The 14,845-nt window shown below is 58.9% G+C and carries 13 protein-coding genes; 10 read left to right on the forward strand and 3 right to left on the reverse strand.

Annotated elements, in window-relative coordinates:
• Positions 1–6 precede the first annotated feature (6 nt).
• The 4 genes from AB4Z23_RS24065 (at position 7) to AB4Z23_RS24080 (ending at position 4,316) form a co-directional block, all read left to right on the forward strand.
• Positions 7–891, forward strand: coding sequence for a carbohydrate ABC transporter permease (locus AB4Z23_RS24065; RefSeq protein ID WP_003516771.1), 885 nt, complete (start codon positions 7–9; stop codon positions 889–891).
• Entirely contained in the window at positions 888–1,745 is an 858-nt protein-coding gene (locus AB4Z23_RS24070; RefSeq protein WP_003516772.1) for a carbohydrate ABC transporter permease, read from the forward strand. Before AB4Z23_RS24065 ends, AB4Z23_RS24070 begins: the two co-directional genes overlap by 4 nt.
• 40 nt (positions 1,746–1,785) lie before the next feature.
• Entirely contained in the window at positions 1,786–3,018 is a 1,233-nt protein-coding gene (locus AB4Z23_RS24075; protein ID WP_003516773.1) for an extracellular solute-binding protein, read from the forward strand.
• A 185-nt stretch (positions 3,019–3,203) separates the two neighbouring features.
• On the forward strand, positions 3,204–4,316 hold the full coding sequence (locus AB4Z23_RS24080; RefSeq protein ID WP_003516776.1) for an ABC transporter ATP-binding protein: 1,113 nt from the start codon (positions 3,204–3,206) through the stop codon (positions 4,314–4,316).
• Positions 4,317–4,462: 146 nt separating this feature from the next.
• Here AB4Z23_RS24080 and AB4Z23_RS24085 read toward each other — a convergent pair whose 3' ends face one another.
• Positions 4,463–4,948, reverse strand: a complete 486-nt coding sequence (locus AB4Z23_RS24085) for a hypothetical protein (protein WP_013636865.1) — start codon at positions 4,946–4,948, stop codon at positions 4,463–4,465.
• A gap of 243 nt (positions 4,949–5,191) precedes the next feature.
• Between AB4Z23_RS24085 and AB4Z23_RS24090 the strand changes: the two genes are divergently transcribed.
• From AB4Z23_RS24090 to AB4Z23_RS24115, 6 genes are all read left to right on the forward strand, one after another.
• Positions 5,192–6,055 (forward strand): MurR/RpiR family transcriptional regulator, encoded by an 864-nt coding sequence (locus tag AB4Z23_RS24090; protein WP_003516783.1) that lies wholly within the window; start codon positions 5,192–5,194, stop codon positions 6,053–6,055.
• A gap of 115 nt (positions 6,056–6,170) precedes the next feature.
• The gene (locus AB4Z23_RS24095; protein ID WP_112153239.1) at positions 6,171–6,953 is read left to right on the forward strand and encodes an SDR family oxidoreductase; all 783 of its coding nucleotides are present in this window, start codon (positions 6,171–6,173) and stop codon (positions 6,951–6,953) included.
• 42 nt (positions 6,954–6,995) lie between these two features.
• Positions 6,996–8,915: a beta-N-acetylhexosaminidase gene (locus tag AB4Z23_RS24100; protein ID WP_065688659.1), complete on the forward strand. Its 1,920-nt coding sequence runs from the start codon at positions 6,996–6,998 to the stop codon at positions 8,913–8,915.
• Between the two features lie 12 nt (positions 8,916–8,927).
• Positions 8,928–10,361, forward strand: coding sequence for a M81 family metallopeptidase (locus tag AB4Z23_RS24105; RefSeq protein ID WP_441360865.1), 1,434 nt, complete (start codon positions 8,928–8,930; stop codon positions 10,359–10,361).
• A gap of 63 nt (positions 10,362–10,424) precedes the next feature.
• Positions 10,425–11,630: an MFS transporter gene (locus AB4Z23_RS24110; RefSeq protein ID WP_173993270.1), complete on the forward strand. Its 1,206-nt coding sequence runs from the start codon at positions 10,425–10,427 to the stop codon at positions 11,628–11,630.
• Between the two features lie 79 nt (positions 11,631–11,709).
• Positions 11,710–12,450, forward strand: a complete 741-nt coding sequence (locus tag AB4Z23_RS24115) for a copper homeostasis protein CutC (protein ID WP_003516792.1) — start codon at positions 11,710–11,712, stop codon at positions 12,448–12,450.
• On the opposite strand, the gene AB4Z23_RS24120 is transcribed toward AB4Z23_RS24115, so the two are convergent.
• The gene (locus tag AB4Z23_RS24120; RefSeq protein WP_421477021.1) at positions 12,416–13,567 is read right to left on the reverse strand and encodes a glycosyltransferase family protein; all 1,152 of its coding nucleotides are present in this window, start codon (positions 13,565–13,567) and stop codon (positions 12,416–12,418) included. The genes AB4Z23_RS24115 and AB4Z23_RS24120 overlap by 35 nt on opposite strands.
• Complete coding sequence (locus tag AB4Z23_RS24125) at positions 13,564–14,811, reverse strand: glycosyltransferase (RefSeq protein ID WP_421477023.1); 1,248 nt, start codon at positions 14,809–14,811, stop codon at positions 13,564–13,566. The genes AB4Z23_RS24120 and AB4Z23_RS24125 overlap by 4 nt, the downstream gene beginning before the upstream one ends.
• Between the last annotated feature and the right edge of the window lie 34 nt (positions 14,812–14,845).

The following is a 14,845-nucleotide window of genomic DNA, read 5'->3' on the forward strand; positions in this document are numbered from 1 at the left end:
GCTGCGATGGATGCGAAACGCAGCGCGGTCATCTTTGCCTGGCTTCTTCTTTTGCCGGCGCTTTTATACATCACTGTTATTGTTGCTTATCCGCTCGTCGATACCTTCATCCTGTCCTTCACGGACGCGTCGTTGAAAAAGACGACGAACTGGGTGGGTTTCATCAATTACGAGAAGATCTTCAACGAGACTTTCGCCGGGGTCATCACGCGGACCTTTATCTGGACCTTCTTTTCCGTCTCGATAAAGATGATCATCGGCACCTTCGGTGCGGTGTTGCTGAATTCGGCCGTTCCCGGTCGGGCCCTGTTTCGCATCCTGACGATGCCGCCATGGATCGTGCCGATGGCTATCGGCATCTTCATGTGGGGCTGGATGTATAACGGCCAGTTCGGCATGATTTCCGGTGTTCTCCAGAATCTTGGCCTGGTGGACGGTCCAGTCGCCTTCCTCGCCTATGGCAGCACGGCTTTCTGGGCGACTATCATCACCGACGTATGGATCGGCGTGCCGATGGTGACGCTTTATCTGCTGGCGGCAATTCAGGCCATTCCGCAGGATCTTTACGAGGCAGCCTGGACCGACGGCGCCAGCCGCACCTACCGCTTCCGCCGCATCACGTTGCCGCTGATGCTGCCGGCCATGATTACCATGTCGATGATCTCGCTGATTTCGACCTTCAATTCCTTCGACATCATCTGGATCCTGACACAGGGCGGACCGACGGGCCAGACGACGACCATGATCATCGACACCTACAAGACGGCGATCGGTTCCTACAAATACGGTGAGGGCGCGGCGCGTGCAGTGCTGATCTGCATCTTCCTGTCCATATTCACCTACTTCTACTTCCGCATCACCAGCCGTATCTCGCAGGAGACCAGCCGATGACCGACAAAAATGCGATGATCAACCGTTACAGATGGTATGAGATCGTCGGGATTTATTGCGGCATCGCCGTATTCCTGACCTTCGTGCTGGCGCCGTTTGTCGAAGGGTTTCTGGTTTCGCTGAAACCGCTCAGCCTGCTTTTTTCGTCACCGTATAAGTTTTGGCCAGAAAACGGCTCCTTCGAAGCTTACCGGACCATGTGGGTCAGCGTTCCCGGCTTTGCCCGCTACGTCTTCAACTCYTTCTTCATCTCGACRATATCGACSATCATCGTTCTGCTTCTGGTGGTGCCGGCGTCCTATGCTTTCGCGCGGTTCCAGTTTCGCGGTCGCGGGCAATTGCTCGGCGCGTTTCTGGCGATCAACATGTTCTCCGGTGCGGTGCTTYTGATCCCGCTTTACCGGCTGATGCGCAATATGGGCGTSCTGAACACCTATCTGGCGATGATCATTCCCGGCGCCGCCTTTTTGATCCCCACTGCCATCTGGCTTTTGCGAACCTACATGCTGCGTATTCCGCGCGAACTGGAAGAGGCGGCCTATGTGGACGGCGCGAGCTATTTCTATACCTTCCGCCGGGTGATCCTGCCGCTTGCTATGCCTGGCATYGCCGTCGTGTCCATCACCACCTTCATCGGTGCTTATGCGCAGCAGTTCATCTTCGCGCTCACCTTCAATTCCAAGACCGAATATATGCCGCTGCCCATCGGCCTGTTTGCCTATTTCGGTCGTCAGGAAGTCGTCTGGAATGAGTTGATGGCGGCCAGCTTCGTCGGCATTGCGCCGGCCATGGTCGTCATCTTCTTCATGCAACGCTATCTCGTCAGCGGGCTTACCGCCGGCGCGGTGAAATAATCAACAATAGGAACGACCACCAGAAAACGGGAGACTATCTATGGCACTGAAACATTACGGATTGGCGCTTTGCGCCTTCGCATTTGCCGGTTCCACTGCCCTTGGCACGGTGGCGGCACACGCCGCCGACAAGGAGATCAGCTGGATCTATTGCGGCGACAAGATGGACCCCATCCATGAAAAATACATCAAGGAATGGGAAGGCAAGAATGCCGGCTGGAAGGTCGTTCCGGAAGTCGTCGGCTGGGCGCAGTGCCAGGACAAGGCAACGACTCTCGCAGCCGCCGGCACTCCGGTCGCCATGGCCTATGTCGGTTCGCGCACGCTGAAGCAGTTCGCACAGAACGACCTCATCGTTCCGGTGCCGATGACCGAAGACGAAAAGAAGACCTATTATCCTAACATCGTCGACACGGTTACCTTCGAGGATACGCAGTGGGGCGTGCCCGTCGCCTTCTCGACCAAGGCGCTCTATTGGAACAAGGACCTCTTCAAGCAGGCCGGTCTCGATCCGGAAGTGCCGCCGAAGACCTGGGCTGAAGAGATCGCCTTTGCCAAGCAGATCAAGGAAAAGACCGGCGTCGCCGGTTATGGTCTGCCCGCCAAGACCTTCGACAACACCATGCACCAGTTCATGCACTGGGTTTACACCAATAACGGCAAGGTCATMGACGGCGACAAGATCACCGTCGACAGCCCGCAGGTTCTTGCAGCTCTGAAGGCCTACAAGGACATCACGCCTTACTCCGTCGAAGGTCCGACGGCCTACGAGCAGAACGAAATCCGCGCCATCTTCCTCGATGGCAAGGTTGGCATGATCCAGGCGGGATCGGGTGCYGCAACYCGCCTGCAGGAAACCAAGATCAACTGGGGTATCGCAACCCTGCCGCTCGGCCCTGAAGCCAAGGGTCCCGGCACGCTGCTCATCACCGACAGCCTCGCGATCTTCAAGGGAACCGGTGTCGAAGAAAAGGCGACCGAATTCGCCAAGTTCATCACTTCTCCCGGCCCGCAGGGCGAATACGAACTGCAGGGCGGCGCTGGCCTGACCCCGCTTCGTCCGTCGCCGAAGGTTGATGAGTTCATCGCCAAGGACCCCTTCTGGAAGCCGCTGATCGACGGTATCGCCTATGGCGGTCCCGAGCCGCTCTTCACTGACTACAAGGGCTTCCAGGACACGATGATTGAGATGGTGCAGTCTGTCGTTACCGGCAAGGCGACACCGGAAGATGCCGCAAAGAAGGCCTCTGCCGCTCTCGAGCAGTACAAGTAATCCACWTTTATACGGTTGCGGGCGCAGGTCGCCCGCAACCTCATAATTCGTTGCGAGAATACCCGCCGCTATGACGGCAGGAGCTTCTCGTGTGTTTTAACGGTTCCGATAAGRCGCGATTTTTCCGTGTCGCGGAACGTCTCTGAACGCAGCCTGATGTCGGCTGGTGACGGGAGAGGCAAGTTTTGGGTCAGCTTTATCTCAACAACGTCCGCAAGAACTATGGACATTTCGAAGTCATCAAGGGCGTTCAGCTCGACATCAGGGATGGCGAGTTCGTCGTTTTTGTCGGCCCCTCGGGATGCGGTAAATCCACATTGCTGCGCATGATCGCCGGCCTTGAGGATATTTCCGCCGGCGACATCGTCATCAACGGTGTGAAGGTCAATGACTTGCCGCCGGTTAGACGCGGCATCGCCATGGTGTTCCAGTCCTATGCGCTCTATCCGCATATGACRGTTTTTGAAAACATCGCTTTTCCCCTCCGCGTCGAAAAGATGGAAGAGGGCAAGATCAAGGAAAAGGTCGAGGCCGTCGCCAAGATCCTGCAACTCGACCAGCGCCTGCAGCAGCGTCCCGGCATGTTGTCCGGCGGCCAGCGCCAGCGTGTAGCGATCGGCCGCGCCATCGTTCGCGAGCCGAAGATATTCCTGTTCGATGAGCCGCTTTCCAACCTTGACGCCGCACTTCGCGCCGACATGCGTATCGAGCTCACCAATCTGCATCGGACGCTGAAGGCGACGATGATCTACGTGACGCATGACCAGGTGGAAGCCATGACCATGGCCGACCGCATCGTGGTGCTGAATGCGGGCGAAATCTCCCAAGTCGGGGCGCCGCTGGAACTTTACCACAAGCCCGCAAACCTGTTCGTCGCCGGTTTCATCGGCAATCCGAAAATGAATTTCCTGAAGGTCACCTGCAAATCCGTCAGCGCCGATGGTGTGACCGTGGAGTATGAGGGCCAGACAATCACCGTGCCGGTGGAGCCGCGCGCCGGTCTTGAAGGAACGCAACTGACGCTCGGCATTCGCCCGGAACACACCGGTCTCGAAACGGCCGACCTGAATATCAAGGTCGCGCCCAGCGTTATCGAGCGGCTGGGTGTGAATACGATCGCTTATGGCGTCGCGCCCACGGGTGAAAATTATTGCGCGCTTCTTTCCGGTTCTGCGCCTGTTGTCGTCGATGAAACCATCGTCACCGGTATTAAGGCGTCGGATTGCCATCTGTTTGATGAAAGCGGCACATCGCTCGAACGGCGTGTCGATCTTTCTGTCCTCAAACTGATACAATAAAGGGCGGGAACCGGGCCATGAAATCTGTCTCGCCATGCCCGGTTTTCTGCGACGCTATCGTTTTTCAGCGGCCTTCGTCCTCCAGACGAAAAAGCAACGCCGGGCTTTCGGCCCGGCGTTCAAATCGGTCTGGCAGGTCCGCTGGATCACGGCATGGGATTGGGCATGTATCCGGTGAAACCGCTGATTTTCCAGCGGCCCTCATGCAGTCGGCAATAATAGAGCGTCTGCCATTTCATGACGTCGAAGCTGCCGTCGGCCTTGCGAAGCCCGCCGTCGAACTTCTTGCGAACCAGCGCGGTCTCACCTTCCACTTCGATTTCTTCCAGCGTGGTGGTGGTGAAGATCGCATTGCGCGGGTCTTCAGCGAATTGCTGGGTCTGGAAATCCTGCGCCTGTCGCAGCCATTCGTCGCGATAGGCGTCAAGCGAGGGGAAGGACAGGCGCCAGTTGTCCGGGTTTGCATCCCGGTTGGCGTTGATGCCGAGAAAGCCGTCCTTTACGAAATCATCCGCGACTTTCGACCAGTCGGCAGTGAGGAAGGCGTCGATATCCCGCGTTACCAGCATGTCCCAGATGGAGTGGCGGGCGACGTCTGTCTCGGGAAAAGGGTTTTTGAATGGGTCGCGCATGATTCAGGTCCGTTGTTGAAATTATTTTCAAGATTTGGATATTTCTCTGGCGAATATTGTTGGCATATGCTCATCTCGCAATCAACAGAGAAAATAATTTTCAAATCAAAGGTGTCCGGCGTGTCGTCAACGGGGCGAAACATGGTCGATTCATGGGTGTGTACGGTTGACGGGCGTCTCGGATTAGGGTGCATCGGAAACGGGGCCAAGCCTTAAGTTTTGGCGGAACGGAGACCGGTGAGCATGGATATTTTCGCAAAGATTCAAGACGACAGGGGACAGTTCTCGCAATCGGAGCGGCGGATCGCCGATATCCTGGTTTCGGACTTCGAGTTTGCGGTCAATGCATCGATCATCGAGCTTGCCGCCCGCGCCGAGGTTTCCCCGCCAACTGTGACGCGGTTCTGCCGCCGTCTGGGTTGCCAGAGCTTTTCGGATTTCAAGGTCAGCCTTGCCAAGACCGCTTATGTCGGCATCCGCTACCTCACCTCGGAACCGACCAGCACGGGCCCGTCGGACGTCGCCGAGGAAGTGCTTGCCAAGGCGCAGGAGGCGCTTTTCCTGCTGCACAAGACGCTCGATCCCGCCCTAGCCGACGAAGCGGCCGTACGGATTGCCAATAGCGGCATGATCTACGCGTTTGGAGCCGGTGGTAATTCCTCGATGATCGCMTCGGAAATYCAGAACCGGCTGTTTCGCCTTGGCCTGCGAGTTTCGACCAGCGCCGATCACAGCATGCAATTGATGATGACTGCCGCTGCGCGGAAGGAAGACGTCATCATCGGATCCTCCTTTTCCGGCCGCAACATGGAATTGGTGAAGTGCTTCAGGCTGGCGCGGGAAATGGGGGTTACCACCATCGCGCTGACCCAGAGCGATACGCCCGTCGCCTTGGCCGCCGATATGGTGGTGGCCGTCAACGTGCCTGAGGGAAACAATATCTTCCGCCCAACATCATCGCGTTATGCCTATCTGGCGGCGGTTGATGTTCTGGCGACGCTAGCTGCCTATCACCACCGGCAGCGGTCGATGGTGACCCTGCGGCACATCAAGCAGCAGCTTGTGGAGCATCGTGATCCGGACGACCGGCAATTGCTGGGTGACTAGAGCATTTCCAGTGAGCCGCGTAGCGGTTTCACGCCCGGAAAATGCATAAAAACAAAGATGTAGAGCGGCTTGACCTCAAAACCCGCTCTGGAAAGCTTCGAAGGAGTAGCATGACATGCAGGACAGGAAAGACCAGGTCGCCGTCGTAACGGGCGCGGCGGGCGACATCGGCCGGGCAATTGCCGCGGCGCTTTCTGAAAGCCACGCGAAGGTGGTGTTGGTGGATATCGATCCCGACGCCCTTTCCAATGCGCTTTCCCTGCTTTCCGGTTCCGCCTTCGTTTCGAAAACCTGCGACGTCACCGATCCGAAGGATCTTGCAAGGCTGGCCTTGGAGGTTGCGGAGCTGGGTGATGTCGCGACCCTCGTCAACAATGCTGGTGCTGCAAGGGCCGTCAGCCTGCACGACACGACCGCAGAGATATGGCGCAAGGACAATGCCCTTAACTTGGAAGCACCGTTTCTCTGCTTCAGGGCTTTCGAGGACGCGCTTAAGCGCACGCAAGGGTCTGTCATCAATATCACCTCCGTCAACGGCATGGCTGTGTTCGGCCATCCCGCCTATAGCGCAGCAAAGGCAGGCTTGATCCATCTGACGAAGCTGATCGCTGTCGAATATGGAAAATTCGGCATTCGTTCCAATGCTGTTGCTCCAGGAACCGTGCGCACGCAGGCTTGGGAAGCGCGGGCGGCAGTCAACCCTCAGGTCTTCGAGGAAGCGAAGCACTGGTATCCGTTGCAGCGCATCGTGAGGCCTGAGGATGTCGCCAACGCCGTCGCTTTTCTAGTCGGGCCACAGGCAGCGGCCATCAGCGGCGTATGCCTGCCGGTGGATTGCGGCCTGACGGCAGGGCAGGCGCCGCTCGCCCGCACTTTCTCACAATCCGAACACTACTGACCGAAGTCCTCTCGGGCTTGAAGCACAATAAAGGGGAGCATCATGGCGCTCGCACAATTTCGTCTCGAAAACTCATGGCATCCGCTCGAAGATTCCGCATCGGGTGGCTTCACCTTCACCCTGTTCAATCTTTCCAGCGAGCCGGTGAAGGATTTCCGGATCGTCTATACGTCGCTGACGCGGACTATCGACAAGCCCGTCTGCGGCAATGCCGTCTATCTGCGCCGCAATGCCAATTTCCATGAATTTGCGCCGCCAACGGGTTTCGTGCTCGAAGCCGGGAAATCGTGGCGTTTTACCGTTGACGGCCTGCTCAGGCCTGCCCGCCATCGCACAGACGGTGCGAAATCCGCCTATATCAGCCTTGCCGACGGCACACATCGCGCGGTTGATGTCGCTGACCTGATGCTTGACGGGCGCCATAGCGAGCCGGCGCCAGCCCTGCTTCCCGAAGGAAAGCTCGATCTGCCCTTCGCCATCCAGCCCTGGCCTGCGGAAATCGATGCCGCGCCGGGCGAAGACTTCCCCGTCGCACTCTTCCCGACGGAAGAGGCAGGCAAGGAAGAAGTGCTTGCGGTGGAAACTGTTTCGTCGCTGTTCCGCAGGCTTTTTGCCGTTGGTCACGTGCCTTTCAGCCTCGCGCCTGTTCATGAGGGCAAACCGCTTCGTTTCAAGCAACATAGCGGTCTGGAAGCGGAAGGTTATCGCCTGTCTTTCTCTGATGACGCCGTCGTCGTGGAATATTCGGCCGCTGCAGGTCTGCAATACGGCCTGACTGTGCTYGCGCAATTGCTGCACGGCGCGCGCACCGATACCAAATTCCGTTTCCCGGTTTCMGGCACCATCGCYGATGCGCCGCGTTACAGCTGGCGCGGTTGCCATCTGGATGTCTCGCGACAATTCTATCCGACCGGTGATGTCGTGCGGCTGATCGACATTCTTGCATGGCTGCGCATGAACCGGTTCCATTGGCACCTGACGGATGACGAGGCTTGGCGTCTCGAAATCAAGGCTTACCCGCTGCTGACGACAGTCGGCGCGACGCGCGGCCCGGATGCGCCGCTTCTGCCGCAGCTCGGCAATGGGGCTGAGCCGGTTTCCGGTTATTACACGCAGGATGATGTTCGCATGGTCGTCGCGCATGCGGCGGCACTGAACATCGAAATCGTGCCGGAGGTCGATATTCCCGGCCACAGCACGGCGACTCTCGTTGCCTATCCGGAGCTGACGGATGGGCAGGAAGCGCCGGACAGCTATCGCTCCGTACAGGGCTATCCCAACAATGCGCTCAATCCCGCCATCGAGCCGACCTATGAATTCCTTGGCAAGATATTCGACGAGATGGTGGAGCTTTTCCCCTCGCGGCTGATCCATATCGGCGGCGACGAGGTAGCAGATGGCTCCTGGCTTGCCTCGCCGCTTGCCAAGTCGTTGATGGAAAAGGAAGGCCTCGACGGCACCTTCGGTATCCAGTCCTATTTCATGAAACGTATTCAGGGGATGCTGCATGAGCGCGGCCGCCAGCTTGCCGGCTGGGACGAAGTTTCGCACGGCGGCGGTGTCGATCCCTCGGGAACATTGCTGATGGCCTGGCAGAAGCCGGAAGTTGGCCTGGAGCTTGCAAAGCAGGGCTATGACGTCGTGATGACGCCGGGACAGGCCTATTATCTCGACATGGTGCAGGATGAAGCCTGGCAGGAGCCGGGCGCAAGCTGGGCCGGCACCGTTCCGCCGTCGCATACATATGCTTACGAGGCAGTGGGTGAGTTCCCCGAGGAATTGAAGGAGCGAATGAAAGGCGTTCAGGCCTGCATCTGGTCCGAGCATTTCCTCAACCGCGCCTATTTCAACCATCTGGTTTTCCCGAGACTGCCCGCCATTGCCGAGGCGGCGTGGACGCCGAAAGCGCAGAAGGACTGGCTGCGTTTCTCCGCCATCGTCCGCTTGAGCCCGGTCTATTGAGAGGAAGGCGAGATGCGTATTGCCGTTGGTGGAATTCATACCGAATGCAGCACCTATTCGCCGGTGCTGATGCGTCAGGAAGATTTTCGCGTCTTTCGCGGGACGGAGTTGCTGGAAGCCGAATATTTCAATTTCCTCGGCGAAGGCGGGGCGGAGGTGTTGCCGCTTCTGCATGCGCGGGCRGTGCCGGGTGGTCCCGTGTCGCGCRCGGCCTATGATGCGTTCAAGCAGGAATTCTTGGAGCGTCTCAAGGCTTGCCTGCCGCTCGACGGGCTTTATCTCGCCATGCATGGCGCGATGAATGTCGATGGAATGGACGATGCGGAAGGGGACTGGATTTCCAGCGCCCGCGCCGTAGTCGGACCGGATGTGATCATTTCCGCCAGCTACGACCTGCACGGCAATGTCAGCCAGTCGATCATCGACCAATTGGATATTTTCGCCGGCTACCGAACTGCGCCGCATATCGATGTGCGCGAGACGATGGTGCGGGCGTGGACGATGCTCATCAAGGCTCTGAAAACGGGCGAGAAGCCCGGTGTGGCATGGGCGAAAATCCCCGTTCTCCTGCCGGGTGAAAAAACCTCCACGGAAGATGAACCGGCCAAAAGCCTCTATGCCGTCTTGCCGGACTACGATGCGCGGCCCGGCATTTGGGATGCGAATTTCATGATCGGCTACGTCTGGGCCGATGAACCAAGGGCGACGGCCTGCGCTGTCGTGACCGGGACGGACAGGGAGGCCGCGCAGGSGGTCGCCTCGGAGATTGCGCAATCCTACTGGAATGCCCGACAGGATTTCCGTTTCGGTCCCGTGACCGAACCGCTCGAGGTCATCATGGATATTGCGGAAAAAACAACAACCGGGCCGATCATTCTGGCGGATTCCGGCGACAATCCGACCGGCGGCGGGGTGGGCGATCGCGCCGATGTTCTGGCGGCGTTGATTGCGCGCAATTGGCAGGGCGCGTTGATCGGCGGCATCACCGACAGGCCGGCGGTCGAGGCCTGTTTTGCGGCGGGCGAGGGCGCGGCGCTTTCCCTGAAGATCGGCGGCAGTCTCGATCCCGAAAGCCCTTCCATCACTGTCGAAGCCAAGGTCCTGAAACTGGACGATCCAGGTGCTTCCGATCAGCGGCARGCGGTAGTCGTCATCGATGGCATTACCGTCATTCTGGCTGCAAGGCGCAGGCCCTATCACATGATCGCGGATTTCACCCGTCTGGGCTTCGATCCGAAGGCGGTAAGGCTGCTGGTCGTCAAGTCAGGTTATCTTTCGCCGGAGCTTGCGCCCATCGCCAATCCCAATCTCATGGCGTTGACGGAGGGGGTTATCAATCAGGATATCGAAAACCTCGCCAATCGCCGCCGGGATGGCGATTTTTACCCATGGAAACCGCATTTCAACTATATCCCGAAACCCATCCTTTCGGCCCGCTGGCGATGACAGCGGTTCGATAGCATTTCATTCAGCGATCCGGCSGTGCCGGATCATCTCAGGCGAACCTTCATGCCGTCGGCTCTTTCCCTCGTTTTCAACAATCCGTCGATCCGCATCGGGGCGCTCGCCATCCTGTTCTTCGGATTTTCGAATGCCGCCACCGCCCCCTATCAGGCGGTGATCGGCATTCGCGAAATCGGGCTCAGCAACACCGTCTATTCCCTGCTGATGCTGTTTGCCGCCATCATCAATGTCAGCGCCAGCGTCCTGATGGGCATCGTTGCAGACCGGCTCGGCGAATATCGCAAACCCATGCTGCTGATCGCGCTCTTCGGCGTCAGCGGCTATYTGCTGGTTTATCTCGTTGGTAATGCCACCGCCTTCGTGACCGCRAAGCTGCTGCTCCTGCCGATTTTCGGGGCRATGAACTCTCTGATTTTCGCGCATGTGCGCGCCGATGCCCGCAATCTTTCGACGGGCGACATGATCGCCGTGAATTCGATCATGCGGGCCACGATTTCGCTTTCATGGGTGCTGGTGCCKGGTATCGTCGGTATTTTTCTGGTRAAYTCCGGCAATATGCTGCTGGCTTTCCTGTTCTCAGGCATYTGCGCGCTTATCTGCTTTCTGCTTGTCGCCTTCTGCCTGCCGCGCACGGCCACGCCGGCATCGGTGAACACGCAGGCACGCTTCGGTGTCCGCGCTTCACTTGCGGAAATCGGGGAGCGACGGGTGYTGCTGCGGATCATCGCCATCGCGCTCATCTGCTCGATGCTGCATCTCAATGATTCCATCCGCTCGCTCATCATAACGGGTCAGGCAAAGGGAACGGTCGCGGATATCGGTATCGTCGCKGGCATCGTTGCCGCGCTGGAAATCGTCTTCATYCTGCTGTGGGGCTGGATCGAAAARAAGGTGCCGCAAACGCTAACCCTTGCGGCGGGAGCGGGGCTTTATGCCATCTACCTCATCCTGCAGGGGCTCGCGACGGCACCTTGGCATATCTATGCGCAGACCTTGATCAGCGCGCTCGGCGCAGCCGCCATCATCAGTATCCCGATCACCTATCTGCAGGAACTGATTGCGGATCGGCCGGGGCTTGGCAGCTCGCTGATTGCCGTCAACATCTTCCTCGGCGCGGGTTTGGGTGCGCTGATTTTTGCCGTCGGCACGCTCGTCACGAGCTATTCAGGCACTTCAATCCTGGGAGCGGTTGTGGGTCTCGGCGGCGTTTACATGCTCTACGCGCTTGATGGGAAGGGCCGCCGCAGGTAGAGCGTCGGACCGAAAAGTGTGGGCGGTTTTCGGATAAGCCGGCGCGAAAACACGGCACATTCAAAAGAAAGAGGTTACGATGATTCTCGAGATTTGCGTGGACGACGTGGCCGGTCTGGAAGCGGCGGTCAGGGGTGGGGCCGACCGAATAGAACTTTGCGCGGCATTGTCCGGTGGCGGTGTGACGCCGTCTGCGGGTTTCATGCACCGGGCGGCGGCCTACGCCCTGCCGGTGAGCGTGATGATCAGGCCGCGCGCCGGGGATTTTGTGTTTACGCGCGACGAAGCCGATGTGATGAAACGCGATATCGATGCGGCGCGCGCGGCGGGGCTTTCCGGCGTGGTGCTCGGTGCCTCGCTTGGCGATGGCTCGCTCGATATTCCCCTGCTCGAAGAACTGCGCCGCCACGCCGACGGGCTCGATATGACGCTGCACCGGGCGATCGATGTTGTTCCCGACATGGATGAAGCCTTGGARGCCGCTATCGCGCTGGGYTTCCCGAGAATTCTGACGTCCGGGGGCGCGCGTTCKGCGCTTGAGGGCATCGAGACCTTGGCSCGATTATCCGAGCTTGCCGCCGGGCGGATTGTCATCATGCCGGGGGCCGGGGTGCGTCCACCAGTCGTGCAGACATTGCTGGACCGCTTTCCCATTACGGAGATCCACGCATCCTGTTCCGCCATTCCGTTTTACGATCCGGAAAGCCGGGTGGCGAAACTCGGTTTCACCGGCGCGGGGCGCAAGGGCACSGATGAAGAGGCCGTTCGAGAGTTAAAGGCGATCCTCACCGCTCATCAAAAAGGCGGCGTAAAGCTCTAGCCGTTCCTGCGGCGCCATCGAGATCGAGGTGGATCACATCCGGTCCCGGCAGGGCCAATGCCGCCCTGATGGCATCGGCCATGGATTGCGCAGAGATATCCTTCTCTTCCAGCACCTGTGCCAGCCCCAGCCGCGCCAGCCGTTCGGCGCGGGCGCTCTGTTCCGTTTCGCCATCGGCCGCAAACGGGATCAGAAGCGAGCGGCATTTTGCCTGTAGAATATCGCAGACGGTGTTGTAACCGGCCTGCGAAACCGAAAGCCGCGCGCCGGCAAGCAGGCTTGCGAAATCCTTGCGGAAGCGGAAGATGGACACATTTTCGGGCGCCTGCACCGAGATCGCATCGAAATCTGCCTGCGGCATGTTGGGGCCGGTTATGAGGCACCAGCTTTTGATCTCTTCCAGCAGAGGCGATGCCTCAAGTGCGGCCCGGATAAGGGCTGCACCAACGGCACCTCCGCCAGCGGAAACGACGATATCGAATTTTTCCGCCGGTTCCGGCGATGGCAGCGGCGCGACGAGGCCGGTATAGACAACGCGCTGGCTGATTTCGCCGGCAAGGGGAAAGGTCTCCTCCAGCCGGACGAAATCCGGATCTCCGTGGACCAGCACTGCGTCGAAATGTTTCTTCACCAGCGACACGGTTTCTTCGTCCCGGCCGGGTTTGGTTTTTTCCTGCAGAATATCGCGCAGCGACGTCATGACGAGCGGGCGTGGTTCACTGTCCTCGATCTCGTGCAGAAGCGGCAGCAATTCGAAACGCACCTGCCTGCGGCCGAAGGGGAAGGCCTCTATGATGACGATATCCGGCTTTGCGCCGTGATAGGCGCCGATCAGCATATCCGTTCGAAGCTTCTTGAAGTCGTCATCGACCGGTTTGCCGGAACTATCGACAAGGCCGGAAAAGCTGCCGTCGCTGACGGCGATCGGCGGCAATTCGACATGGCGGATGCCTTCGCCCGGAAAGCCGGGAACCGGGGTGCCGCCTGTCACCAGAACGACATCGAAACCATCAGCCTGAAGGGCGTTGGCAACGCGGCTGGCGCGGGCGATATGGCCGATGCCCAGAAGGTGCTGGACGTAGAAGAAAACGGAAGGGCGCTTTTCCGTATCGGTCATGGCGTTTTTTCCCACTCGGTTTCGAACAGCGTCTTCAACTCGGCAATGCTGGTGCGGTTGTCGAAGGCGGTTCGCACACGGTTTTCCGCCGCACTACCCAGACGCTCACGCAATTGCGGATCGGTAATCGCCGTGCGCAGAGCCTCGGCGAAGGCAACCGGATTTTCGGGCTCCGTCAGCAGGCCGTTTTCACAGTCCACGAAGAATTCCGGAATGCCTGATATATTGGTGGAAATGCAGGTCAGTGCCTGGCTGGCGGCCTCGACCAGCACATTGGGAAGACCGTCTCGGTCACCATCGCTGGTGATGCGGCAGGCAAGGGCGAAGAGGTCGGCCTCGCGGTAATTCTCCAGCACCTGTTTCTGGTCCATGGCGCCGGTCCAGACGATCCTGTCGGCGATGCCAAGCTCGTCGGCGAGTTTTTTCAACCCGGCAAGTTCGTCGCCGCCACCGATATGGGTGAAACGCCAATGGATGTCCTGTGGAAGCGAGGCCAAAGCCTGCAACAGAATATCGATGCCCTTTTTCTTGACGGCCCGTCCAACACTCAAAATCCTGACCGGATCATGAGCGTCCGATCCATCTCTTTGCGGACGCGGMGTGTCGAAATGCGGGAAGCGGGTGAGATCRAGACCGTGATAGCTCAAATGCACATTCTGCTTGACGCCGGAAAGGGTGCGAAGATGCTGAAAGCCGCTYGCGGTGCAGGTCACGGCCCAGCGGGCGCTTTCCAGCTTTGCGGCAAGGTCCCGGTCGCTGGAGGTCCAGATATCCTTGGCGTGAGCCGAAATCGTCCAGGGCGTGCCGGTGATAAGATGGGTATAGGCGGCGACCGAGGCGGGTGTGTGGATGAAGTGGACATGCAGCCACCCGGCATCTACGGGCCATTCGTGCGCCAGCACGGCCGCCTGCCCGAAACGGCGGAAGCGGTTGCGGCTGAGATCATGCGGCAGATCGCTGAAAAACCGACGCAGCGCCTTGGTGAAGCCTGGCTTTTTGCGGCATGCCCACAGGGCCTTCAGCACGCGGATGGGCTCGTCATGCAGATATTCCGGCAGGTAGGTCACGGGTGCGCGGATTTCATCGTGAACGGGGTGGCGTTTTTTATCCGTCGGGCGGCGCATGGACATGAGTTCCAGCGTAAGGCCAGCCTTTTCAAGCCCCAGAAGTTCCTGGGCGATGAAAGTCTCGGACAGGCGCGGATAGCCCTTGAGGAGCACCACGATTTTTTTTGTGTCGGTCACGTTGCGCGTGTCTCTTTTGAAGCGGTGGTTGTCG

Source organism: Agrobacterium sp. MCAB5, from assembly GCF_052114365.1.
Taxonomy (GTDB): Bacteria; Pseudomonadota; Alphaproteobacteria; order Rhizobiales; family Rhizobiaceae; genus Agrobacterium; species Agrobacterium tumefaciens.